The organism is Dactylosporangium darangshiense, from assembly GCF_039537565.1.
Classification (GTDB): Bacteria; Actinomycetota; Actinomycetes; order Mycobacteriales; family Micromonosporaceae; genus Dactylosporangium; species Dactylosporangium darangshiense.
This window is the reverse complement of the sequence record NZ_BAABAT010000034.1, coordinates 58,069-81,903: the sequence shown is the minus strand read 5'-3', so window position 1 is coordinate 81,903 and position 23,835 is coordinate 58,069. Positions and strand designations below refer to the sequence as shown.

Annotated in this window: 22 protein-coding genes; 15 read left to right on the top strand and 7 right to left on the bottom strand. The window is 72.7% G+C overall.

Annotated features, from left to right (window positions below):
• The first annotated feature begins 106 nt into the window (after nucleotides 1–106).
• The 6 genes from ABD901_RS41360 to holA all read left to right on the top strand — a co-directional run bounded on the left by ABD901_RS41360 (nucleotide 107) and on the right by holA (nucleotide 6,520).
• Entirely contained in the window at nucleotides 107–706 is a 600-nt protein-coding gene (locus ABD901_RS41360; RefSeq protein ID WP_345136111.1) for a histidine phosphatase family protein, read from the top strand.
• Between the two features lie 73 nt (nucleotides 707–779).
• The gene (locus ABD901_RS41355; protein WP_345136109.1) at nucleotides 780–1,172 is read left to right on the top strand and encodes a hypothetical protein; all 393 of its coding nucleotides are present in this window, start codon (nucleotides 780–782) and stop codon (nucleotides 1,170–1,172) included.
• 47 nt (nucleotides 1,173–1,219) lie between these two features.
• Nucleotides 1,220–2,092 (top strand): DegV family protein, encoded by an 873-nt coding sequence (locus ABD901_RS41350; protein ID WP_345136107.1) that lies wholly within the window; start codon nucleotides 1,220–1,222, stop codon nucleotides 2,090–2,092.
• Nucleotides 2,093–2,198: 106 nt separating this feature from the next.
• Entirely contained in the window at nucleotides 2,199–3,092 is an 894-nt protein-coding gene (locus tag ABD901_RS41345; RefSeq protein ID WP_345136105.1) for a ComEA family DNA-binding protein, read from the top strand.
• Nucleotides 3,089–5,488 (top strand): ComEC/Rec2 family competence protein, encoded by a 2,400-nt coding sequence (locus tag ABD901_RS41340; RefSeq protein ID WP_345136103.1) that lies wholly within the window; start codon nucleotides 3,089–3,091, stop codon nucleotides 5,486–5,488. The genes ABD901_RS41345 and ABD901_RS41340 overlap by 4 nt, the downstream gene beginning before the upstream one ends.
• Nucleotides 5,489–5,542: 54 nt before the next feature.
• The gene (holA, locus tag ABD901_RS41335) at nucleotides 5,543–6,520 is read left to right on the top strand and encodes a DNA polymerase III subunit delta (protein ID WP_345136101.1); all 978 of its coding nucleotides are present in this window, start codon (nucleotides 5,543–5,545) and stop codon (nucleotides 6,518–6,520) included.
• Between the two features lie 787 nt (nucleotides 6,521–7,307).
• On the opposite strand, the gene rpsT is transcribed toward holA, so the two are convergent.
• The 4 genes from rpsT to ABD901_RS41315 form a co-directional block, all read right to left on the bottom strand.
• Nucleotides 7,308–7,580 (bottom strand): 30S ribosomal protein S20, encoded by a 273-nt coding sequence (gene rpsT / locus ABD901_RS41330; protein WP_345136099.1) that lies wholly within the window; start codon nucleotides 7,578–7,580, stop codon nucleotides 7,308–7,310.
• 115 nt (nucleotides 7,581–7,695) lie between these two features.
• A complete protein-coding gene (locus ABD901_RS41325; protein ID WP_345136097.1) occupies nucleotides 7,696–8,877 on the bottom strand; it encodes a L,D-transpeptidase in 1,182 nt (393 codons plus the stop codon).
• Nucleotides 8,878–9,074: 197 nt separating this feature from the next.
• Entirely contained in the window at nucleotides 9,075–9,800 is a 726-nt protein-coding gene (locus ABD901_RS41320; protein ID WP_345136095.1) for an ABC transporter ATP-binding protein, read from the bottom strand.
• 3 nt (nucleotides 9,801–9,803) lie between these two features.
• Nucleotides 9,804–12,539 carry an FtsX-like permease family protein gene (locus tag ABD901_RS41315; RefSeq protein WP_345136093.1) on the bottom strand — a complete coding sequence of 912 codons (2,736 nt, stop codon included), beginning with the start codon at nucleotides 12,537–12,539 and terminating at the stop codon, nucleotides 9,804–9,806.
• A gap of 53 nt (nucleotides 12,540–12,592) precedes the next feature.
• On the opposite strand from ABD901_RS41315, the gene ABD901_RS41310 reads away from it, so the two are divergent.
• The 3 genes from ABD901_RS41310 to ABD901_RS41300 all read left to right on the top strand — a co-directional run bounded on the left by ABD901_RS41310 (nucleotide 12,593) and on the right by ABD901_RS41300 (nucleotide 15,371).
• Nucleotides 12,593–13,171 (top strand): PadR family transcriptional regulator, encoded by a 579-nt coding sequence (locus tag ABD901_RS41310; RefSeq protein ID WP_345136091.1) that lies wholly within the window; start codon nucleotides 12,593–12,595, stop codon nucleotides 13,169–13,171.
• Between the two features lie 78 nt (nucleotides 13,172–13,249).
• Complete coding sequence (locus tag ABD901_RS41305; RefSeq protein WP_345136089.1) at nucleotides 13,250–14,245, top strand: bifunctional heptose 7-phosphate kinase/heptose 1-phosphate adenyltransferase; 996 nt, start codon at nucleotides 13,250–13,252, stop codon at nucleotides 14,243–14,245.
• A 10-nt stretch (nucleotides 14,246–14,255) separates the two neighbouring features.
• Nucleotides 14,256–15,371: a DUF5925 domain-containing protein gene (locus ABD901_RS41300; RefSeq protein WP_345136087.1), complete on the top strand. Its 1,116-nt coding sequence runs from the start codon at nucleotides 14,256–14,258 to the stop codon at nucleotides 15,369–15,371.
• 33 nt (nucleotides 15,372–15,404) lie between these two features.
• On the opposite strand, the gene ABD901_RS41295 is transcribed toward ABD901_RS41300, so the two are convergent.
• Entirely contained in the window at nucleotides 15,405–15,797 is a 393-nt protein-coding gene (locus ABD901_RS41295; protein WP_345136085.1) for a hypothetical protein, read from the bottom strand.
• Nucleotides 15,798–15,967: 170 nt separating this feature from the next.
• Here ABD901_RS41295 and ABD901_RS41290 point away from each other — a divergent pair, with 170 nt between their 5' ends.
• From ABD901_RS41290 to ABD901_RS41275, 4 genes are read left to right on the top strand one after another with little or no spacing between them, the layout of a single operon-like run.
• Nucleotides 15,968–18,445 (top strand): sensor histidine kinase, encoded by a 2,478-nt coding sequence (locus ABD901_RS41290; protein WP_345136083.1) that lies wholly within the window; start codon nucleotides 15,968–15,970, stop codon nucleotides 18,443–18,445.
• Complete coding sequence (locus ABD901_RS41285) at nucleotides 18,446–18,871, top strand: roadblock/LC7 domain-containing protein (protein ID WP_345136081.1); 426 nt, start codon at nucleotides 18,446–18,448, stop codon at nucleotides 18,869–18,871. It abuts the gene before it with no gap.
• Nucleotides 18,858–19,241 (top strand): DUF742 domain-containing protein, encoded by a 384-nt coding sequence (locus ABD901_RS41280; RefSeq protein WP_345136079.1) that lies wholly within the window; start codon nucleotides 18,858–18,860, stop codon nucleotides 19,239–19,241. The genes ABD901_RS41285 and ABD901_RS41280 overlap by 14 nt, the downstream gene beginning before the upstream one ends.
• Complete coding sequence (locus ABD901_RS41275) at nucleotides 19,222–19,800, top strand: GTP-binding protein (RefSeq protein ID WP_345136077.1); 579 nt, start codon at nucleotides 19,222–19,224, stop codon at nucleotides 19,798–19,800. Before ABD901_RS41280 ends, ABD901_RS41275 begins: the two co-directional genes overlap by 20 nt.
• Here the strand turns inward: ABD901_RS41275 and ABD901_RS41270 are convergent.
• The gene (locus tag ABD901_RS41270) at nucleotides 19,759–21,066 is read right to left on the bottom strand and encodes an FAD/NAD(P)-binding protein (protein WP_345136075.1); all 1,308 of its coding nucleotides are present in this window, start codon (nucleotides 21,064–21,066) and stop codon (nucleotides 19,759–19,761) included. The two genes, ABD901_RS41275 and ABD901_RS41270, sit on opposite strands and share 42 nt — an antisense overlap.
• A gap of 104 nt (nucleotides 21,067–21,170) precedes the next feature.
• Here ABD901_RS41270 and ABD901_RS41265 point away from each other — a divergent pair, with 104 nt between their 5' ends.
• Nucleotides 21,171–22,676, top strand: a complete 1,506-nt coding sequence (locus ABD901_RS41265; RefSeq protein ID WP_345136072.1) for an amino acid permease — start codon at nucleotides 21,171–21,173, stop codon at nucleotides 22,674–22,676.
• A complete protein-coding gene (locus ABD901_RS41260; RefSeq protein ID WP_345136071.1) occupies nucleotides 22,673–23,104 on the top strand; it encodes a hypothetical protein in 432 nt (143 codons plus the stop codon). Before ABD901_RS41265 ends, ABD901_RS41260 begins: the two co-directional genes overlap by 4 nt.
• On the opposite strand, the gene ABD901_RS41255 is transcribed toward ABD901_RS41260, so the two are convergent.
• Entirely contained in the window at nucleotides 23,101–23,757 is a 657-nt protein-coding gene (locus ABD901_RS41255; RefSeq protein WP_345136070.1) for a hemerythrin domain-containing protein, read from the bottom strand. The two genes, ABD901_RS41260 and ABD901_RS41255, sit on opposite strands and share 4 nt — an antisense overlap.
• Nucleotides 23,758–23,835 lie beyond the last annotated feature (78 nt).

Below are 23,835 nucleotides of genomic sequence, written 5' to 3'. Positions count from 1 at the left end.
CTTCGTTGGTCGTATCGCCTGGTTCGTCACTCGTTGTGGCCGGCTTTTCGTATGTGCCGGGTTTGTCCGCTGCTGTGGTGTTTCTGGATGCTTCGGGGGTTGTGGCGTGACGCTGCTCATTCTCTGGCGGCACGGGCAGACCGAATGGAACGCCGCCCATCGGATCCAGGGTCAGACCGACACGCCGCTGTCCGCGGTCGGCGTGTCGCAGGCCAAGGAGAGCGCACCGCGACTGGCCGCGCTCAACCCGACCGTGCTCGTGGCGAGCAACCTCAACCGCGCCTCCACCACCGCGGCGGCGCTGGCGGAGGTCTCGGGCCTGTCGCCGGCCTACGACCCACGCCTGCGCGAACGCGGCTTCGGCGACTGGGAGGGCCACACCCACGCCGAGGTGACCGAGCGCTGGCCGGAGTCGTTCGCCCGCTGGCGCCGCGGCGAGGAGGTCAACGACGCCGGCGTCGAGGAGATCGACGCGGTCGCGAAGCGGATGGTCGCCGCGCTGCAGGAGGTGACGGCCGCCGCCGGCCCCGACGCGGTGATCGTGGCCGCGACGCACGGCGCGGCGGCCCGGTTCGCGACGGTCGCGCTGCTCGGGTGGCCGATGTCGCTCGCGCCGTCGCTGGGGGCGCTGCACAACTGCCACGCCACGCACCTGCGCCACGATGCGGTGCGCGGCTGGACCCTCGAGGCCCACAACGCCGCATAGCGGTCGCTTGCGCGGGTTCGTCAGGTTTGCTGCCGGTCGGAACTCGCGCCGGGGGTCTAGCGTCAAAGGTGCTATGAGACTTCGAATCGTTGCGCTGACTGTGATTGCCGGGCTCGGGCTGGGCGCGCTCGGCGGATGCGGCTCGAAAGAGAACGCCGATCAGGTGCAGGGCCCGGCGCCCTCGATCGTGCCGGCTTCGCCCTCGGCGAGGGCGTCGGGCGGCCCGTCGTCGCTGCCGCCGCAGGCGGCGGGCTCGACCATCGCCATCCGCGGCACGGTGCGCGACGGCGTCGAGCCCGGGTGCGTGCTGCTCGCCACGGACGCGAAGATCTACCTGCTGATCGGCGGCGACAAATCGGCGCTGAACAGCGGGGCGCAGGTCACCGTCTACGGGGTGGAGGAGCCCGGCCTGATGACCACCTGCCAGCAGGGGACGCCGTTCAAGGTGTCCCGGATCGAGCCGTAACCGCAGCCTCCGCGCACTTCCGGGGCGGGATCGGCTACGGTGCGGTCATGACCGGCCCACACCCCGCCGTCGCCGTGGTTACCGACTCGACCGCCTACCTGCCGCCGTTGCCCGCGACCGTTGCCGGCGGCGGGCGGCTCACCGTCGTGCCGCTCGCCGTGGTGGTGAACGGGGTGCCGGGGCTCGAGACCGTCGACGTCGACTCCGCCACCGTCGCCGAGGCGTTGAACGCGCGGCGGGTCGCCGTGACCACGTCGCGGCCGTCGCCCGAGGCGTTTTCCCAGGTGTACCGCGAACTGCTGGACTCCGGCGCGGACGGTGTGCTGTCGGTGCACCTGTCGGCCCGGCTTTCGGGGACGTATGACGCCGCGGTGCTGGCGGCCGGGGAGTTCGACGACCGGGTCGAGGTCATCGACACCCAGTCGACCGGGATGGGGCTCGGCTTTCCGGCGCTGGCCGCCGCCGAGGCCGCCGCGGCCGGCGGGTCGCTCGACGAGGTGCGGCAGGCCGCGGTCGACGCCGTCGCGCGGACCACGACGCTGTTCTACGTCGACACCCTCGAGTTCCTGCGCCGCGGCGGGCGGATCGGGGCCGCTGCGGCGCTGCTCGGCACGGCGCTGTCGGTCAAGCCGATCCTGCACACCACCGATCAGGGGGTCGTGGTGCGGGAGAAGGTGCGCACCGCGAGCCGCGCGCTGGCCCGGCTCGTCGACATCGCGGTGGAGTCGGCCGGGGACGGGGACGTGGACATCGCCGTGCACCACCTCACCGCGCCGGACCGCGCCGATGCGCTGCTGACCACGCTCAAGGAGCGCCTGGGCGAGCGGCTGCGCGCCGCCTACCTCACGGAGGTCGGCGCGGTCGTCGGTGCGCACGTCGGGCCGGGGATGGTCGCCGTCGTCGTGCACCGGGTCGCATAGCAGATCAACGCTCCCCGCGGGCGTTGTCCACAGGCCGCCGGGCGGTTATCCACAGGTTCGGCCTCGGGTCGGCGGACGGGTCCCGATCCGGCCTAACCTGCCGGGCATGTGGCGCTCTGAGCAGTACGACGACAGCACGGCCGTGGGACGTCGGCTTGCCCGGGTGACGGGGCTTCCCGCCGACGAAACCGAGAATTCGGACGTGTCCGAGGCGGGCGAGGATTCGTATCCATGGGATGCGACGTTTCGAAGACCCGGGCGACCGTCGAACGATGCGGGGGACGTGTATCGCGGCCGCGGAGCGGGGTTGGAGCGACTCGAGCCCGAGTTCGCGGCCGGCGGGCACGGGATCGACGATGCCGGGTCCGGCGAGGTCGAGGCGCATGGGGAGCGGCGGGGTGGGCTGGGTGCGTTCGATCCGGGGCGGCGCGGGGTTCGAGTGCTGCTCGCGGTGGCCGGGCTCGTGGTGCTCGTCTCGGCCGGGGTTGTGTGGTGGTCGCGGCCCAAGGTGACGGCGGCGCCGCCGGTCAGCGCGGCGTCCGCGGCCGCGCCCGTCTCCAGCGCGCCGCAGATGGTCGTCGTGTCCGTCACCGGGCGCGTGAACAGGCCGGGGCTGGTGCGGCTGCCGGCGGGTTCCCGGGTGGCGGACGCGATCGAGGCGGCCGGAGGGGTCTCGCCGGGCGTCGATCTCACCGGGGTCAACCTCGCGCGCAAGGTCGTCGACGGGGAGATGATCGCGATCGGGATCACGCCGCCGCCGGGTGCCGGGAGCGGGGCGGGGGCCGGCGGCGGGGGTGGCACCGCGGGCGGGCTGGTCAACCTGAACACCGCGACGACCTCCGAGTTGCAGACGTTGCCGGGGATCGGGGAGGTGCTGGCGGGGCGGATCGTCGAGTATCGGGAGCAGCACGGCGGGTTTCGTGCGGTCACCGACCTGCGGCAGGTCGAGGGGATCGGTGACGCCAAGTTTCAGCAGCTCAAGGATCGCGTGACGGTATGAGCGCGGACCTGCGGCTGGTGGGGGCCGCGTTGGGGTGCTGGTTCGCGGCGATCGGGGCCCTGTTCGCGCCCGCGGGTGTCGGGTGGGTGGTGGCCGGGATCGCGCTGGTCGTCGCGATTGCTTGGCCCGCGGTGACGAGCCGGCTCGGGCCGCCGGACCCGAAGGCGCAGAGGCGTGTGCGAGGCAGCGGCGGGGCGGGCGGGGACGGGCGGTCTTCGACGGGGCGACGGGCGGGGGAAGTCGGGCGAGGCACTTGGTGTACCAGATGGATTGTTGCGGCGGTCGCGGCCGGAATTGCCGGTGGGGCCTCGGCCACCGCGGCGCGGGTGGGCGAGCGGGACGCGGAACCGTTGCGCGGGTTGGTCGCGCGGCATGCGAGCGTGCACGTGGGGGTGCGGATCTCCGACGACCCGCGGCTCGGACGGGCGCGGGCGGGGCGCGATGCGACCGTCGTGGTGCCGGCGCGGTTGTTGTGGGTGTCCACCGAGGACGGAACGCGGATCGTGGTCTCCGCACGCGTCCTCGTGCTCGCGGGCGATCGCGGGTGGCTCGGGCTGTTGCCGGGGCAGGAGGCGGAGGCCGACGGGCGGCTCGCGGCGGCTGGGGGCGGGGACCTGCGGGCGGCGCTCGTGTCGGTGCCGGGGGCTCCGGCGCTGCAGGGGACGGCGCCCTGGGTGCAGCGGGCCGCGGGGGCGCTGCGTGCGGGGCTGCAGCGGGCCTGTGCGGGGCTGCCGGCCGAGCCCGGTGGGCTGCTGCCGGGGCTCGTCGTCGGGGACACCAGCCGGCTCGATCCGGCGCTCGCCGGCGACTTCAAGACGACCGGGCTCACGCACCTGACGGCCGTTTCGGGCGCAAATCTGGCGATCGTGTTGGGGCTGGTGCTCGTGGTCGTGCGGTGGTGCCGCGCCGGGCCGCGGGTGGCGGCGGTGTTGTGCGTGGTGGCGCTCGCGGGGTTCGTCGTGCTGGTGCGGCCGTCGCCCAGCGTGCTGCGGGCCGCGGCCATGGGCGGGCTCGCGCTGGTGGCGCTGGCGCTCGGTCGGCCGCGGGCCGCGGTGCCGTCGCTGGCGGCCGGGGTGTTCGGGCTGGTCGTGTTCGATCCGGAGCTCGCCGTGGACGCCGGGTTTGCGCTGTCGGTGCTGGCGACCGGCGGGCTGGTGCTGATCGCGCCGCGGTGGGCCGAGGCGCTGCGGGCGCGGGGGTGGCCGCGGGTGGCGGCGGAGGCGCTGGCGGTGCCGGCCGCGGCGCAGGCGGCGTGCGCGCCGGTCATCGCGGCGATCTCGGCGAGCGTCAGCCTGGCCACCGTCCCGGCCAACCTGCTCGCGGCGCCCGCGGTCGCGCCGGCCACGATCCTGGGGATCTTTGCGGCGGTGCTCTCACCGCTCGCACCGACAGCGTCCGCGTTCACGGCCTGGCTCGCCTCGTGGCCGGCGCGATGGCTGATCCTGGTCGCCCATCGCGGTGCCGACGTGCCGGCGGGCCTGCTGCCGTGGCCCGGCGGCCTGCTTGGCGGGCTGCTGCTCGGGGCCCTGATCGTGGCGCTGGTCGTCGCGTTCCGGCGTCCGGCGCTACGGCGCTGGGTGCTCGTCACGGCCGTCGCCGTTGTGCTCGGGGCCGCGCCCGTGCGGCTGCTCGCCGCGCCGTGGCCGCCGCCGGGGTGGCTGGTCGTGGCCTGCGACGTCGGGCAGGGCGACGCGCTCGCGTTGGCGGCCGGGCCGGGCGCGGCGGTGGTCGTGGACGCCGGGCCGGAGCCGGACGCGGTCGACCGGTGCCTGCGGCGGCTCGGGATACGGCGCGTGCCGCTGCTCGTGCTCAGCCACTTCCACGCCGACCACATCGGCGGCCTGGACGGCGTGCTGCGCGGCCGGGCGGTCGGCGGCCTGCTCGCGCCCGACTTCGGCGAGCCGGCCGCGGCGCGGGCCTCCGTGCTCGGGCGCGGGCTGGCGCGCGTGGCCGGGCCGCTCGACGTCGGCGGCGTGCACATCGACGTGCTGGGGCCGGTGCACCCGGTGACCGGCACTCGTTCGGATCCGAACAACAACTCGCTCGTGCTGGCGGTGACGACCGGCGGGGTTCGCGTGCTGCTGACCGGGGACGCTGAGACGGAGGAGCAGCTCAGCCTGCTGGCCGTGGACGATCCGGCGGTGCTGCGGGCGGATGTGTTGAAGGTCGCGCACCATGGCAGCTCGTACCAGGACGAGGGCTTCCTGGAGGCGGTCGCGCCGCGGGTGGCGCTGGTCAGCGTCGGCGTCGGCAACGACTACGGCCACCCCAGCCCGGTGCTGCTGGCCTGGCTGGCCCGCAGTGGCGCGCGGGTGTTGCGCACGGACCAGCAGGGCGACCTGGCCGTGCTGCGCGACTCGGGCGGCCGGCTCGCCGTTGCCGTGAGCAAGGAGTGACGATGTGTACGTGGCACCTTCGCCGCGCGTTTTCTGTCGTAGGGCCGTGAAACGATGACCGACGTGTCGAACCTTCCCCGCCTTCGCCTGGTGATCGGCGATGAGGAGCTGCTCGTCGCCCGCGCCGTCGCCGAGACCATTGCCGCCGCCCGGGCCGAGGAGTCCGACACCGAGGTGCGCCAGCGACCCGGCGGTGAGCTCGTCGCGGGCGAGCTCGCCGAGATGCTCAGCCCCTCGCTGTTCGGCGGGCGGCGGGTGATCGTCGTGCAGGACGGGCAGGACGCGAAGAAGGACGTGTCGGCGGCGCTGGTTGCGTATGCCAAGGAGCCCGAGGACGACGTCGTGCTCGTGGTCACGCACGCGGGCGGCGCCAAGGGCAAGGCGCTCGCCGACGGCATGAAGGCCGCCGGGGCCGACGTCGTGCAGGCCATGAAGATCACCAAGCACCGCGAGCGGGTCGACTTCGTGCGCAACGAGATCCGCCGGCAGGGCGGCAAGATCGGCGAGGACGCCGCCGAGGCGCTGCTCGCGGCCGTCGGCAACGACCTGCGCGAGATCGTCGCGGCCTGCTCGCAGCTCGTCGCCGACACCGGCGGCCGGATCGATGCGAAGGTCGTCGCGCAGTACTACAAGGGTCGGGCCGAGGTGTCCGGCTTCACCGTCGCCGACGCCGTCATGGTCGGCGACACGGCCGCGGCGCTGGAGGCGCTGCGGTGGGCGCTGCACGTCGGCGTCGACCCGGTGCCGATCGCCGACGCCATCGCCGACGGGGTGCGCACGGTCGCGCGGGTGGCCGCGGCCGGCAAGGGCGGCGCATACCAACTCGCCGGAAGCTTGGGAATGCCTCCGTGGAAGGTCGAACGCGCACAGCGCCAGGCGCGTGGCTGGACGGCCGAGGCGCTCGTCGACGCCATGCGAGCGGCCGCGGAGTGCAACGCCGCGGTGAAGGGCGGATCTGATGACCGCGGCTATGCCCTCGAGCGGGCGGTGTTCGCGGTGATCGCCGCGCGCGGCGGAGGAACGGGACGATGACGACGAGCGCCTAGGGACGACTGGACGGACACAGACGCGCACGGGGGTCCAGCGGTCGCGGCCGCTGCATCCGTGGAGGTGGACAGATCGACCGGCGCAGGGCCGGGGGGTACAGCACGCCGTGGAGCCCGCTCGGGCCGCGACGCTCGACGTGCCGGCCGACTGGGCCGCCACGCCCGACTGGGGGCCGCCACGCCCGACGTGCCGACGGATTGGGCCGCGACGCCCAATGTGCCGGCCGACTGGGCCGCGAGGACGCCGGGTGGGGTGACGAGGTCGCTGCGCACACTTGAGCGGCCTCACCGCCGGCCCGCTTCCGCGCTTCGCGCGAGCCAGGGCAGGCACGACCGGGCGAGTTGGGCGGCGGGGGGCACGCGAGGCATCAGCCGCCGGGGTTGGTGTCGCCGGTGCGGGTGTGCGGCATGCAACCGGTAGTTCCGATTTGTTCGGCATGAGTGTGCCGGTCACTGTGGCCTTGGACGATGCAAGCGACTCGGCTCTTCCAAGGTCAACGTTGTTGCGGGCGCCGGCGCCGCGCCGTAATGGCAGGCGCCGGGCCGTGGCTGTGGGCTAGGCGCAGCGGGCCAGGATGCCGGGGCAGGGCACGCGTTCAGGGCCGTGGTGGCAGGCGCTGGGGCATGACTGTGGAGGCTAGGAGCAGCGGCCGTGGTGGCGGGTGCAGGGGCGCGCGTTCAGGGCCGTGGTTGCGGGCCGCGGGCACAGCGAAAGCGCCGCCCCACCGAAGTGGGCGGCGCTTTTCGCGGTGCCGGCAGCAAGCAGGTCGCCGTCAGGCGGCGGTGTTCAGCGAGTGCAGCTTCTTGGTGATCGCCGACTTGCGGTTGGCGGCCTGGTTCTTGTGGATGACGCCCTTGCTGGCGGCCTTGTCCAGCTTGCGCGAAGCGTCACGGAGCAGCGTGGCCGCCGTCTCGGTGTCGCCCGAGGCGGTCGCCTCGTGGAACTTGCGGATGGCCGTCTTCAGCGACGACTTGACCGACTTGTTGCGCAGGCGGCGCTTCTCGTTCTGCCGGTTGCGCTTGATCTGGGACTTGATGTTCGCCACGCGACAGCCTCGTCTTGATAGCTCGGGTTAGGTTTCTTGGCGCATGGAACAACGACGCGTCACCGTGCGCGATGTATCAGACTACCAGACGCCCCTGCGGCCAGCCAAAACGGGGCTAGAGGGCGCTGCCCTTCACGTACTGGTCCCAGGGGAGATCCCAGTCGGTCCAGCCGTCGCCGTACTTCACGTGCTCCTCCGTTCCCTTCACGATCACCGGGTCGCCGATGTGGGTGATGCCGTAGAGCCACTGGGCGAGCTCGAGAGAGATGTTCACGCAGCCGTGCGAGACGTTGCGTTTGCCCTGGTCCGCCACCGACCAGGGGGCGGCGTGGATGTACTGGCCGCTCCAGGTGATGCGCTGCGGGAACTGGACCTTGGTGCGGTAGCCGTCGGGGGAGTCGACCGGGACGCCGTAGGTGGAGGAGTCGAACCACTCCCACTCGTTCTTGACCATCACGATGAAGTTGCCGCTGTCGGACGGGTTGCTCGGCTTGCCCAGGCTGACCGGCATGGTCTTGATGACGGTGCCGTCCTCGGTGATGGTCATCTTCTTGGTGGCGTTGTCGACCTCCATGATCAGGCGCTTGCCGACCGTGGCGTCGACGGTGAGGTCCTTCTCGCCGTACGACTTGCCGCCGAACGACACCCCGCCGAGCGCGGCGCGCAGGCTGAGCTTCGTGCCGGCCTGCCAGTACTCCTTCGGGCGGTAGTGGATCTCCTTGGAGCTGAACCAGTTCCAGACGCCCTCCTGCGGTGGGTCGGAGGACATGAAGAGCCGCCGTTGTACCTCGGCGCGCTTGTCCTTCGGGATGTCGACCGCGAACGACAGGATCATGGGCATGCCCACGCCGACGACCTGGTTGTCGCCGACCTGGCTGCTCACGCGGGCGAAGCTGGACGGCTTGGCCATGGTGGTGAACTTCACGGTGCCGGTGGCGCCGTCGGAGGTGACCGTCGCCGTGTACTCCGCGCCCCACTTGAGCTGTTTGTCCGGAATCCAGCGAGTGTCGGCCGTGGGAGCGCCGGAAGGCGACTGGGTGGCGGTGTCCGTGGCGGGGGAGCCGGAGATCTCGGTGCCGGAGGCGTCCTTCAGGGTCACCGTGGCCGTGGAAGGGGCCGAGAAGACGAGGTCAAGCGCCGTCGGCACGTCCTTCGCGCCGTCGGCCGGTGACGCGATGTGGATGGAGGAGGCACTCGGGGTATCACTGCCGGGGCTTTTCCAGGAACTGCCCGAGCCGGAGCATGCGCTGAGTGCCAGCGCCGTCACCACGAGCGGTATCAACCATCGAACCCGCATGGCACCAAGCTTGCCCCGTGACGTACCCGAGCGAAACTCGGGGACAACCACAACGACATGCGGGAAAGCCGCAAAGCGCTACGAACAGGAGGCGGGCAGGCTGACCACGAACGTCGTGCCGGGCTTGTCGCCGTGGCGCTCCACAACCGTGCGGCTGATCGCCAGGCCGCGGGCGCGTCGGCGGGGGCAAACAGTGGCTAAAGGCGCAGCTGGGTGGCGCGCGCGAGCGTGGACTCCGGCGATTCGCCCTCGGTCAGGTCGATGTCCTCGACGAGCTTGCCGTCGGCGAGGCGGATGAGCCGGTCGCAGCGGGCCGCGATGTGCTGCTCGTGCGTGGCCAGCAGGACCGTCATGCCGCGCTGCTCGCGCAGCTCCAGCAGCAGGTCGAGGATCTGCCCGCCGTTGGCCGAGTCGAGGTTGCCGGTCGGCTCGTCGGCCAGCAGCAGCCGCGGCGCGCCGATGAGCGCCCGGGCGATCGCGATCCGCTGCTGCTGGCCGCCGGAGAGCTGGGACGGCAGCGCCCGCTCCCGCCCGGCCAGCCCGACGGCGTCGAGCAGTTCCCGGGCCCGTTCTCGCTTGTCGAAGCCGACCTTGAACGGCAGCACCGGCGCGATGACGTTGTCCAGAGCGGTCAGCGCCGGCAGCAGGTGGTAGCGCTGGAAGACGAAGCCGACCGTGCGCCGGTACTCGCTGAGCCGGCGCCGCCGCAGGGCCGTCACCTCGACGCCGTCCACGGTGATCTTGCCGCCGTCGGCCGACTCGATGGCGCCGACGAGGTGCAGCAGCGTGGACTTGCCCGAACCGCTCGGGCCGGTGACGGCGGTGAAGCTGCCCGCGGCGATCTCCAGCGAGAGCTCATCGGCGGCGACGATGTCCTGGAAACGCTTCGTCAGCCCGTCGACCGACAGCGCAGCACCTGACATGGCTTACTCCTCGGCGAGCAGTTGAGCGGTGGGCATGCGCTGCAGCAGCAGCGCGGGTACGAGCGCGGCGGCCGTGGCCACCAGCGCCCCGGCGGCGAGCGTCGCGACGGCGGTCCAGACCAGGCCCGCGGTGACCGTGCCGACCAGCCAGGCGGTGCCGGCCACGCCGAGGCCGCCGCCGAACAGGCCGCCGAGCAGGCCGATGCCGAAGCCCTCGGCGGCGACCAGGCGGCCCAGCGCGCCCGCGGTCCAGCCGGTGGCGCGCAGCGTCGCGAGCTCGGCCGCGCGGTCGCGGATGTTGACGTAGAGCACGTCGGCGACGGCGAGGGCGCCGAGCAGTACCGTCGCGGCAACGGCGATCGTGTCGACGGAGCGGACCTGCACCGACACGGCGTCGCCGAGCAGCGTGCCGATGATCGCGCCGTGGAACGCGAAGGTGACCGCGCCGAGCAGCGTGGCCGCGGTGATGCCGATGGCCAGCGCCGCCGCGCCCAGCAGCGTGCGGCCGGGCACCCGCAGCAGGTTGCGCAGGCCCATGCCGATCGGTCCCCGCGGCCGGCCGGCCCGCCGCGGTCGCAGCACCGCGGGCCGCAGCCCCTTCGCCGGGCGGGCCCTGGACGCGGCCAGCGCCGGCGGCAGACCGGCCAGGAGCGAAAGAGCCAGCGCAATCGGTACCGCGAGCAGCGCCCGCCCCCACGGCACCCGCACGTCGAGCAGGAGCCCGAGCGGGCCCGCGATCAGCATCGTCCCCGCACCGGCGACCAGCCCGATCGCGGCGACCTCGCCGAGCACGGTGCCGAACACCCGGCGGGCCGGCCAGCCGAGCGCGGTGAGCGTCGCCAGCTCGGTGCGCCGGTCCCGGACCCCGGCGGCGACGGCGTTGGTGAGGAACAGGGCGCAGACCACGAGTACCAGGAAGAACAGCACGACGCTCTTGCGGTCCACGGCGCTGACGATGGCCGCGGCGACGCCCTTGCGCGTCCACAGCTCCGACAGCCGCAGCGCGGGCCGGCCCTTCGCGCCCGCCGCGACGTCCACCAGCTGCGGCGCCGGCGACGAGCCGTAGGTGATGTCCACGTCGAGCCCGGTCTCGGCGGCGATGCGCTCGGCGACGACCCGCACCCGTTCGCGCGACTCGGCGGTGAACCCGGTGACCCCGGCGACCCGCACCCGGACCGCGGAGATCGGCTTGTCCCGGCCAGTCGTGATGTACTGCGCGTCCATCGCCTGGTAGAGCGCGTCGAGGCTGGTCAGCAGCGTCGGCGGGGTGGAGAGGTACCCGGCCGGGTTGCCGTCCGGGCGCAGCGCCTGCCCGCCGAGCAGGTCGCGGGTGCGCTGGTCGCCGCCGGTCGCCTCGGGCGCCTGGTAGGTCTCCATCGGCACCTTGCTCAGCGGGTTGAACTCGGCGATCCGGCTCGCGTCGTAGACGCCGACGATCTGCGTGCTGCCCATCTTCTGCACCTGCGTGGCGGTGCGGAACGCGGTGTCGTCGATCTGCCATGGCAGGAAGATGCCGTGCATCTCGGGCGTGCGGAACGCCTCGCTGTTCTCCGGCACGGCGACGGCGGTCAGCGAGCCGTCGGGGTTCTCCTGGTAGGTGACGTCGCCGGTGCGCATGAACGGGTTGAGGTACGCCCCGTATCCCGGCGCCGACGTCTCGGGCACCACGGTCTGGGTGGACACCACCGGCCCGTGCAGCGCCTCCAGGGCGTCGATCGCGTCGCGGGGCGCGCTGCCCGGCGGCGGTGCGCTCATCGCGATGCGGCTCACGGTGATGTTCAGGCCGTTGTCGGGGTATGGCTGCTCGACGGCGAGCACCGGCAGCACCTTTTCGTTGCCGGACTCGCCGATCTTCTCGTTCGCGGTGAGGTAGCGGCCGGCGACGACGGCGCGGTCCAGCCCGACCAGCTTCGCCTCGGCCACGGGGTCGACGGCGGCCAGCAGCATGGGCCGGGCCCAGTACATCCCGACCGTGAGCCGGTCGGTGCTGAGCACTTTCTCGTCCGGCGGGAACCCGCCCTGCGCGAACTTGCCGTCCGCGGTCAGCTGGACGATGTCGAGGTGGGTGTTGTCGTCGTCGGTCAGCAGGTCGGACAGGATGCCGCCGGTGATCCACTCGCAGACCGGCCGGCCCTCCTCCAGCACGCTGATCTCGCCCGCGCACATGCCGTCGCCGGGCCGTTGCTCGCCGCCGGTGAACGTCGCCCGCTTCGAGCCGTAGCCGTTGATGATCGGGAACGAGACCTGGTGCTTGGTGACGTACACGTAGAAGGGCCGCCCGTCGGCGGCGCTCAGCCCGCGGTCGGCGAAGAAGCGCCGGTCGATGCGGATGACCTGCCGGTCGAGCGAGCGGTCGACGAGGTCGGTGATGTCGAGGATCTTGGTGGCCTCGGTGTTGGCGTAGCCGACCATCGCGATCGGCGCGGCGACGTCCACGCCGTCCAGGCCGGCGATCGTCGCGACCTGCGCCGGGCTGATCCCGCCGTAGATGCCGCTGAGCGAGTTGGGCCGGACCTTCTGCCGGTCGTTCTCCAGCTGGGTGCGCACCCCCTTGGGGCGCACGAGCACCTGGTAGGCGGCGGTGGCGGTCCGGTCGACCTCGCCGGTGACCTCCAGCCGGGCCGTGTCGGTCGCGCCGGTGAGCACGGTGAAGCCGGTGGTCGCGGTGAGCACGCCCAGCAGGAGCGCCACCGACCTCGCCGCGCGCCCCCGTAGATGTGCCCAGATGAATGGGATCACGTCCCTACTCTGTCGCAATGCATTGTGACAATGCAAGGGGTACGCTCTTACGCATGCCGATCCATCACGCGGTGCTCTCGCTGCTGTCGCACGGCCCCAGCTATGGCTACGAGCTCAAGGGTGCCTTCGAGGCGGCGGTCGGCCCGCAATGGGGCCCGCTGAACATCGGCCATCTCTACCAGATTCTCGACCGGCTGTCCCGCGACGGGATGGTGAGCTCGCAGCGCCACGCGCAGGCGGTGAAGCCGGACCGGGTGATGTACGAGATCACCGATGACGGCCGCGCGGAGCTGCGCCGCTGGCTGGACGAGGCGTCGCCGCGCAGCGGCGGCTTCCGCGACGACTTCTTCCTCAAGGTGACCGCCGCGGCCCGCTCCGGCGACGCGGACACCGTCCGCACCGTGCTCAGCCAGCAGCGCACCTATCTCATGCGCGAGCTGCGCAACCTCGACGGCCTGCGGCGCAAGGCCGCCGACCCGGTGGTGGCCCTGCTGCTGTCGGCGGCGAGCCGGCACGTGGAGGCCGACCTCTCCTTCGTCGACGACGCCGATCGTGCGCTGCTGCGCACCGAGGGCGGGCTGCCCGTGCCCGCCGCCCGTCCGGCCCGCCGGGGCCTGTCGGCCAGCGCCTGATCGGCGCGGGAGCGGGGCGGCAGTCCGTCCGGGACTGCCGCAGGGAATGAAGCGCGCCGAGACGGGTAACGGCCCGCGGTGCAAACCTCTGGCAACTTCGCCGCGCTGGCCGAGGGCTGGCGCGACGCCTCGGTGCTCGTCGTCGGGGACGCGCTCCTCGACGGCTGGCTCTGCGGCAAACCGACCCGGCTCAGCCGGGAGGCCCCGGTGCCCGTGATCGCGCTCGACACCACCCGCGAGGTGTGCGGCGGCGCGGCGAACACCGCGGCCAACTTCGCCGCACTCGGCGCGCGGACCACGCTGCTCGGCGCGGTCGGCGACGACGACGCCGGCGCCCGGCTGCGCACCTGCGTGTGGGACAGCGGCGTGGCCGACCGACTCGTGACCGCGATCGGCCGGCGCACGGTCACCAAGCGCCGGGTCGTCGCCGACGACTACGTCCTGGTCCGCTTCGACGACGGCGACACCGGCCCGCTCAGCCCCATCGCCGCCGAGACGCTCACCCGCCGCCTCGAGGAGGCGCTCGCCACCGAGCCGCGCCCGGACGCGGTCGTCGTGTGCGACCACGGCAACGGCACGCTCGGGCCCGACCTGCGCGCCCTGCTGGCCGCCCGGCGACTCGACCTGCCGCTGCTGGCCGTCGACGCGCATGACCTAATGCCGTGGGCGCCGGTCGGGCCCGACCTCGTGACCCCGAACCGGGACGAGGCGCTGCGAGCGCTCGGGCGCGAGCCGGGCCGCGGCTCCGCGCCGTTCGACCGGGAGCGCGACCGCGGCCAGCTACTGCGCCACACCGGCGCGGCGGTCGTCGCCGTCACGCTGGACGCCGAGGGCTCGGCGGTGCTGAGCCTGGACGCCGAGACGTTCGGCACCGCCGCGCCGCCGGCGCCGGTCGCGCACGCCGCGGGCGCGGGCGGGGCCTATCTCGCCGGGTTCGTGCTGGCCCGCCTCGCCGGCGCGGGCCTGACCGAGGCGGCGGACGTGGCGCAGCGCTGCGCCTCGATGGCGATACGGGGAGTGGGCACTGCGGTGGTACCGGAGAAAATGGGTGTACTGCAGCGGGAGCCCGCCTGATCCTTGACTGATGTCCCTCGTGGAGCCCACCGCCGCGGTGCCCGTCACCAGCTGGGTCGACGACGGCGACGGCGTGATCGACGTGCTCGATGTGCTGGCCCTGTCGGCGTTCGTCAGCGGCCGGCAGCCGCACGCGCGCACCCGTCGCCTCACCAACCTGCGCAAGGACGCGACCCTGGTGCCCGACGGCGCCGAGGTGCTGCGCGAGGCGATCGACGACCAGGACCGCTCGACGCTGGCCGCCGGCGAGGGCTGGACGCTGCGGGCGACCCGCTGGCACCACAGCCGCAACGGCACGGTCACCGTCACCGCGGTCGACCCGGAGCTCGCCGACCGCATCCTCGCCGGTGCGGTCGAGGGAGCCGAGGAGGCCGAGGCGCCGGCCGACGACACCGTGCCGATCGGCTTCTGGCACGCCGCGCAGCACGGCCCGCGGCGGCGTGAGCGGCGCATCAAGGCGCCGGACTGGCCGGACATCCGCGCCAACTACGCGGCCAAGACGGCCGAGGCCATCGACCGGCTGATGGCGCTGAGCGCCGAGCACGTCGCCGGGCGGCTCCTGCTGCTGCACGGGCCGCCCGGCACCGGCAAGACCACGCTGCTGCGCTCGCTGGCGCGGCGGTGGAAGGACTGGTGCCAGGTCGACTGCGTCCTCGACCCGGAGCGGCTGTTCGCGGAGCCGGCCTACCTCATGGACACCGCACTCGGCGTGGAGGGCGACGAGGAAGAAGGCGGGCGCCGCTGGCGGCTGCTGCTGCTCGAGGACTGCGACGAGCTGATCCGCGGCGAGGCCAAGCAGGCCACCGGCCAGGCGCTGTCCCGCCTGCTCAACCTCACCGACGGGTTGCTCGGGCAGGGTCGTGACGTGCTCGTGGCCATCACCACCAACGAGGATCTCGCCCGGCTTCATCCGGCGGTGGTACGCCCCGGCCGCTGCCTCGCGCAGCTGCACATCGCCCCGCTGCCCTTCGACGAGGCCGCCGCGTGGCTGGAGGCGAACGGCGTCGGCCCGGAGGGGATCGGACCCGACGGCGCCACGCTCGCCGAGCTCTACGAGCGCCGCGACGGCGGGCCGGCCATCGGCGTGGTCGCGCCCGAGCCGCCGGGAGTCGGCATGTATTTGTGATATAAACCCTAATCGATGTATTCGTTGGATTCGTCACCCCAGCGTGACGTCGGCGTGTGGATCGCCGCCCTCGCAGCGCACGATCACCCGCACCTCCCGACCGTCGGTCTTGAAGGTGACCCGCGACTGCGGTCCCGGGGCGCGGTCGGCGTTCTCGATGCGGTAGCCGGTTGCGGGGCTGAGGTACTGCACCCGCACCTGCCCCTGCACGCACCCCGCCACGACGTTGCCGCCGGGCGTGCGAAGGACGTGCGGGCTGCCCGCGGACGGCGACGGCGAGGCCGCCGGGCTCGCGCCGGGCCCCGGCCGGGTGGCCTTGATCAGGGCGTCCCGCGCCGCCTTGGACTCGTCCAGGCTGAAGGCGCTCAGTCCCGCCGCGAGGATGGCCCACGTCCCGATCGCCAGCACCCACCGCGCAACCCGCATGGCGCCACGATGCCCGGGGACGGATCGCATACTCCGGGCGAAGGGCTAAAAACGGGACGAGACCGCTTTCGACCTCGAAGGACCGTGCTGGTGACTTCAGGCCCTTGGTGTCCGTATCATGCCCGAGGCGCCACCCCTCTGCCCCGCGACCCCAGCGAGGAACCGACCGCATGAAGAGCCCTTCGTGGAGAATCCGTACCTGGTCGATCCGCGCGAAGATCATCACGCTGCTGCTGCCGCCCCTGGCGTCGCTGGTCGTCATGTGGGTGTTCGCCACGACGCTGACCGCCGGGGCCGCCGCTGAGCTGTTCAACAGCCAGACGTACTACGCGCTGAGCGGTAAGCCGTCGGAGAACGTGATCGTCGAGCTGCAGCGCGAGCGCAAGCTCACGCAGGTCTTCCTCGCCACCGGCCGCCAGGAGGGCCGCCCGGAGACCACCGCGCTCAACGACCAGCGGGCCAAGGTCGACGGGGTCCTCGCCGACTTCCGCAAGCGCGCCGCCGACTCCGCACTGCAGGACGCGATCCCCGCCGTGGCCCGCGCCCGGCTCGACGAGGTGGTCTCCTCGTTCGACCGGCTCGCCACCGAGCGCCAGGCGATCTCCCTCGGGCAGATCGACCGGGCCGGCGCGATGGAGGCCTACAACCGGCCGATCGACGCGATCTACCGCTGGTACAACTCGCTGCCCGGCATCAGCGACGCCGACCTCACCCGCAACGCTCGCACGGTCATCGCCACCAGCCGCGGCCGCGAGATGTTCGCCCGCGAGGACGCGATGGTCAACGGGGTCGCCGCGGCCGGCAAGTTCCAGAAGACCGAGAGCGCCGAGCTGATCGCCACCATCGGCGCCAAGCGCGACATCTACGCCGAGGCGGTCGTCGAGCTGCCTGAGGGCGGCATGTCGCTGTGGCAGCCGATCGCGGCCAGCGACTCCTACCGGCGGGTCCAGGAGCTCGAGAACAAGATCATGTCGGACGCGCGGGCCGGCGTGGCCCTGCCGATCGACGTCAACACCTGGCGCGAGGCCTACGACAAGCTCTTCGAACAGCTGCGCGACTTCGACCTGCGCTTCGGCGAGGTCATCGTGGCCGACGCCGGCCCGGTCGGCACCTCGATCGTGCTGCGCGTGGTCGCCGCCGGCGTGCTCGGCCTCATCGCCGTGCTCGTGTCGATCCTGCTGTCGATCCGCATCGGCCGCTCGCTGATCCGGCGCCTCGTCGGCCTGCGCCAGGACGCGCAGAGCCTCGCCGACGTGCGCCTGCCCGAGATGGTCGGCCGGCTGCGGCAGGGCGAGAAGATCGACGTGGTGGCCGCGGCGCCGCCGCTGGACTACGGCACGGACGAGATCGGCAAGGTGGGCAACGCCTTCAGCGCCGTGCAGCGCACCGCCGTCGAGTCCGCCGCGCACGAGGCCCAGCTGCGGCAGGGCCTCAACGAGGTCTTCCTCAACATCGCGCGGCGCAGCCAGACGCTGCTGCACCGCCAGCTCGGCCTGCTGGACCGCATGGAGCGGCGCACCACCGACCCGGACGAGCTCGAGGACCTCTTCCGCGTCGACCACCTCGCCACCCGCATGCGCCGCCACGCCGAGGACCTGGTCATCCTGGCCGGCGCCGCGCCCGGCCGCGGCTGGCGCAACCCGGTGCCGATGGTCGACGTGATCCGCGGCGCGGTCTCCGAGGTCGAGGACTACGCGCGGGTCGGGTTCCTGGCCCTGCCGGAGGCGTCGCTGGTCGGCCGGGCCGTCGCCGACGTGATCCACCTGCTCGCCGAGGTCATCGAGAACGCCACGGCCTACTCGCCGCCGCACACCCGGGTGCAGATCAGCGGGCAGCTGGTCCCCAACGGGTACGCGATCGAGATCGAGGACCGCGGCCTGGGCATGGCCCCCGAGGCGATCGACGAGGCCAACCAGCGGCTGCTGCAGCCGCCGGACTTCGACCCGGCCAACAGTGCGCGGCTCGGCCTGTTCGTCGTGGCGCTGCTCGCCGCCCGCCACGGGGTGCGGGTGACGCTGCGGGCCTCGGCCTACGGCGGCGTCACCGCGGTCGTGCTCGTCCCGCCGCATCTGATCACCGGCGCCACCCACGAGCTGACCGCATCGACCCCGGCCGAGGAGCACCTGGCCGCCGCGGGGACGGTCCTCGAGCTCGAGCCGGCCGACGTGGTCCGCCCGACCCTGTCCGACGTCGGGCCGCCGCCGCAGATCACCGCGGTGCCCGAGCCCGAGCCGCTCGCGCCGGCCCCGCCGCCACCCCTCATTCCGGCGCAGCGCGAGCCCGTCGAGCTGCTGGCGCCCCGGGAGCCGGAGGAGCTGGAGCTCACCGACGACGGGCTGCCGCGGCGCCGCCGCCAGGCCAGCCTCGCGCCGCAGCTGCGCGAGCGCCCCGAGGAGGAGATGACGGTGGACGGCATCCCCGCCGCGCAGTTCGCCGCCACCGGCGTCGGCGGGCGCTCGCCCGAGCAGACCCGGGCCATGATGACGTCGCTGCAGGCCGGGTTCACCCGCGGCCGGCGCGACGCCGGGCAGATCGAGCTCGACGACGAACCGAACCCATCGGAACCGCCATACACGTCGGAACCGCCATACACCTCGGAACAGCCATACACGTCGGAACAGCTATATAAGTCGGAAAGGGACGCATAGGTGACGCACTCGACGAGCCGCACCGGCGGCAAGCTCGACTGGCTCCTCGACGACCTCGTCGAGCGGGTCGAGTCGGCGCAGCACGCCGTGGTGCTCTCCGCCGACGGGCTGCTCATGGGCGCGTCCAGCGGGTTGGAGCGCGACGACGCCGAGCACCTCGCGGCGGTCGCCTCCGGCTTCCAGAGCCTGGCGCGCAGCGCGGGGCGGCAGTTCAACGGCGGCTCGGTCCGCCAGACCATCGTGGAGATGGACAACTCGTTCCTGTTCGTCACCGCCGCCGGACAGGGCGCATGTCTCGCGGTGCTCAGCGCCGCCGACTCCGACATCGGCGTCATCGCCTACGAGATGGCGATGCTGGTGACCAGGGTCGGGCAGTACCTCACCGCGCCATCGCGACCGGGTCTGCCACACGATGCCACAGGGTGAACACGACTGGCTGGACTCGGACGCCGGCCCGGTGGTGCGCCCGTACGCCGTGACGGGCGGCCGTGCCAAGCCCGCCGCCGGCGCCTTCGACCTGGTCGCCTTCGTGGTGAGCCGCGTCGACGGGTCGGGCGAGCAGAACCTGCTGCCCGAGCAGCGCGCTATCCTGGCGCGCACCAGCGAGCCGGTGTCGGTCGCCGAGCTCGCATCCCACCTCGATCTCGCGCTCGGCGTTGTGCGCGTACTACTGGGCGACCTGCTCCAGCAGGGGCTCATCGAGATGCATGAACCAGAGTACGACCAGTCCGTCGGGCCACAGCGGCCCGACGATCGCATCCTCAAGGCGGTTGTCAATGGCCTCCGAGCGCTCTGACGGTCACGTCCCTCTCGCGGTGAAGATCCTCGTCGCGGGCGGGTTCGGCGTCGGCAAGACCACGCTCGTCAGCGCGGTGAGCGAGATCCGTCCCCTCCAGACTGAGGAGGTGCTCACCAACGCCGGGGTCGGCATCGACGACGTGAACGGTGTCGAGGGCAAGCGGACCACCACGGTCGCGATGGACTTCGGCCGGATCAGCATCAACCAGGACATCGTCCTGTACCTCTTCGGTACCCCGGGCCAGGACCGCTTCTGGTTCCTGTGGGACGAGCTGGCCCTGGGGGCGCTCGGCGCCGTGGTGCTGGCCGACACCCGCCGCCTCAACGACTGCTTCCCGTCGGTGGACTACTTCGAGCGGCGCAACACCCCGTTCCTCGTCGCCGTGAACTGCTTCGACGGCGTGCAGAAGCACAGCGCCACGCAGATCTCCCGGGCGCTGGACCTCGACCCGGAGGTGCCGGTCGTGCTCTGCGACGCCCGCGACCGCCGCTCGGTCAAGGACGTGCTGATCGCGCTAGTTGAGCACGTGATGACCCTCAAGCAGGTGGCGGCCTAGGGCGCTGGCCTGCGCCCGGATCTCCGGCACCGCGGTCGTCTCCCACCAGGCGCCGCGCCGGACCGGTCCGACCGCGAAGAGCCGCTCGACCGGCTCGCCGTCGCGGTCGATGAGCCGGCCCAGCCCGTCCACGTCCAGGCCGATGCCGGTGGCGTCGCGGCGGGCCAGCCCGTCCTCCAGCAGCGCCCGCCCCAGCGGGCTGCTGGCGGCGCCGCTCGGGCCGGTGCAGTTGACGATCGCGCCGAAGGGCGCGGTGGCGTCGTCGATGGTGACCGCGAAGCCCTGCTCGGCGCGGCGGATGGCGCGGATGTTGCCCGACCGCACCCGCAGCACCTCGCTGCGGCGCAGGTCGGCGACGGTGGCCGCGATCGACGGAGCCATGCGGTGGCGGTGCACCTCCCAGTGCGCCCGCGCGTGGCGCAGCAGTCGCAGCCGGGCGTCCACCGACAGCTGCCACCACAGCTGGTCCAGCTGCGGGCGGATCGCGTCGACGGCGGCCCGCCAGTCGGGCTGCGCGGCGGCGTAGCTGCGCACGGCCCGCAGCAGCCCGGCCGCGTCGCTGCCGTGGTAGGCGAACCCGCCCGCGCTCGCCGGCGGCCCCTCGATGTGCGGCTGGGGCAGCAGCCCGCGGCGTGAGACGGCGACCAGGGGCGCCCGGCGGCCCCGCCCGGCGAGGGTGATGGCGACGTCCAGAGCGGTCAGCCCGGTGCCGATCAGCAGCACCGGCCGGTCGACCGGCACCCGCTCCAGGGCGCCCGGGCTCCACGGGTTTCCCACATAGTAGGGATGGGTCCGCACCGCCGAGGTGATCGCGAGCGGGCCGCTCGGCGCGCCGTGGCCGAGGGCCAGCACCACCCGGTCGGCCGGCAGGTCGCCACCGCCGCGCAGCAGCACCGCGCCGTCGGCCCGGACGCGGGCGGCGCCGGCGCGCACGTGCGTGAGGCTCACCCGGCGGAGGCGGTCGTGCAAGTAGTCGCCGAAGACCTTCCGGGGAGCGAAGTCGGCCGGGCCGAGGGAAAGTCCCTGCTCGCGGCACCAGTCGACGAAGTCGCCGGGCTCGTCGGCCAGGGCGCTCATCGCCGCCGCGCGGGAGTTGAGCAGGTGCGCCGGGTCAGCCGTGCGGTACGCCGCGCCGCGCCCGAGCTCGTGCAACGGCGCCGGGTCGACGATCACCACCCGTGCGCGGGGGTCCGCGCCCAGGTGGATCGCCGCCAGCGCCCCGCTACAGCCGCCGCCCACCACGACGGTGGTGCCCGAGTTTTCCATCGGCCGTCGCCCCTTCGTCAAATTCCTATTTAACAGATAGATTTAATGGTACTCCGGGAAGCGTCGGACGTGTAGCAGGGCGCTCGTTCGGGCATGTGCTTGCCATGTCGACGCTTTTTCGCACCAAATCGGTCGAACAGTCGATGCGCGACACCGACGAGCCCGGCCACAAGCTGCGCAAGAACCTCTCCGCCTTCGACCTGACCGTCTTCGGCGTCGGGGTGATCATCGGCACGGGCATCTTCGTGCTCACCGGACAGCAGGCCGCCCGCAACGCCGGGCCCGCCATCGTGCTGTCGTTCGCGCTGGCCGGCGTCGTCTGCGCCCTGGCCGCGCTGTGCTACGCGGAGTTCGCCTCCACCGTGCCGGTCGCCGGGTCGGCGTACACCTTCTCCTACGCCACCCTCGGCCAGTTCGTCGCCTGGATCATCGGCTGGGACCTGTGCCTGGAGTTGGCGCTGGGCGCCGCCGTGGTGTCGCGGGGCTGGTCGGCGTACCTGCAGGAGCTCTTCGACCTGCCGTCGTGGCTGGCCGGCGACAAGGCCCGCCCCGACTTCGGCGCGGCGTTCATCGTCGTGGCCCTGTCCACCGTGGCCATCCTCGGCGCCAAGCTCTCCGGCCGCGTCACCGGCGCGCTGGTGATCATCAAGGTGGCCGTCGTCCTGTTCGTCATCGGCCTAGGCGTGTTCTTCATCAAGGCGGCGAACTACACCCCGTTCATCCCGCCGGCCCAGCCCGCGGCGAAGGGGTCCGGCGCCACCGCGCCCCTGGTGCAGGTGCTCGCCGGGATCACGCCGCAGCACTTCGGCTGGTTCGGCATCGTCGCGGCCGCCTCGATCGTGTTCTTCGCGTACATCGGCTTCGACGTCGTCGCGACCACCGCCGAGGAGACCCACCACCCGCACCGCGACGTGCCCCTCGGGATCATCGGCTCGCTGGTGATCTGCGCCGTGCTGTACATGGCCGTGGCCTTCGTGGTGACCGGCATGGCCCACTACGGCGACCTGGACACCGCCGCGCCGCTGGCCAAGGCGTTCGACCTGGTCGGGCAGGGCTGGGCGGCCAACCTCATCTCCCTCGGCGCCGTCTGCGGCATCACCTCGGTCATCCTGGTACTGCTGCTCGGCCAGGCGCGGGTCTCCTTCGCGATGGCGCGCGACGGCCTGCTGCCGCCGGTGCTCGCGAAGGTCCACCCCCGGTTCGGCACCCCGTGGGTGATGTCGACGATCACTGGCGTCGTGGTCATGTTCCTCGCCGCGTTCATCCCGCTGTCCGAGCTGTCGGAGCTGACCAGCATCGGCACCCTGTTCGCGTTCATGGTGGTCTCGATCGGCGTGGTCATCCTCCGCCGCACCCACCCGGACCTGCCCCGCGCGTTCCGGGCCCCGCTGGTGCCGTGGCTGCCGGTGGTGAGCGTGCTGGCGAGCCTCTGGCTGATGCTGAACCTGCCCGTGATCACGTGGGTGCGGTTCGTGATCTGGATGGTGATCGGGCTGGTGCTCTACTTCGCGTACGGGATGCGGCGGGCCAACCTGTCCGCCGAGCGGTCGGACCACCCGCCGGCGCCGGGTGGCGGATCCGCCGGTACTGCTGGAAAGCTGACAGCATGACCGACTGGGGCCTGCAGTCCGATGACTACCACCTGGACTTCAACCCGGACGACGTGGCCGACCCGGAGGCGGTGTTCGGCCACGGCCCGCTGACCGCCGAGTCGTACGGGCACGCCGGCCTCGCGCCCGCCGGGGGCGATCCCGACCTGTCCGCGGGGGACATGGGCGCGGATGCGGAGACGGTCGGTTACGACTCCGACGGGGACGGGCGCGTCGACATGCTCCTGGCCGACACCGACCACGACGGGCGGACCGACGTGGCGATGTGGGACACCAACCACGACGGCCTCGTCGACCAGGTCGCGTACGACCAGGACCACGACGGCAAGATCGACCTGATCTACCACGACGACGACTTCGACGGCCACGTCGACCGCGTCGAGACGGCCGACGGCTCCGACGACCTGCCCGGGTACGCCTCCAACTAGATCGTGCGAACTTTGCGCATCTGGTTGGCGTAGGAGCGCTTGCCGATCGTGTGCCACAGCAGGCGGGCCGGCAGCGGCAGCAGTGCGAGGTAGCGGGCCGTCTCCTGCGGCGTGGCGTCCTCCAGCAGCGCGCCGAGCATGAACAGCAGCTTGTCCTTCGGCGTCTTGGCCCGGGCGTGCTCGCCCAGCGCCGCCCACTCCTCGACCGTGATGTGCTCGGCGATGAGCGGCAGCACCTGCCGCTCCTCCTCGTCGAGGTGCACCAGCAGGTCCTCGCGGTGCCTGCGCAGCGCCACGACCAGCGCGTCCCGCTCGGCCGCTCCGGCGGCGCGCTCCCACGCGCCGAGCCGCGCCTCGACGTCCTCCAGCCCTTCGGCCACGACGTGGTGTTGTTGCTCCATGCGCAGCACCAGCTCGGCGTCGAGGTCGACCCGGGCCAGCAGCTTGGGCCAGAGCAGCTCGTCCTCGCTGGTGTGGTGGCCGTGCAGCCCTTCGACGTACCCGCGGGCCATCCCGGCCAACAGCCGGGCCCGCGCGACGTCCCCGTCCCGGCACGCGGCGACGAGCTCGGGCATGTTGCGCGACTCGCGCCGGAACACGCGGTGTACGACGACCATCTCCTGCACCCAGGGACGCTCAACGGTGGCGGTCATATCGTTTGACTCCTCATTTGCGGTGGTTCTCGGCTTCCGTTTGATCGCTCTACCGTCGCCGGACTGTCTTGTAGTGGT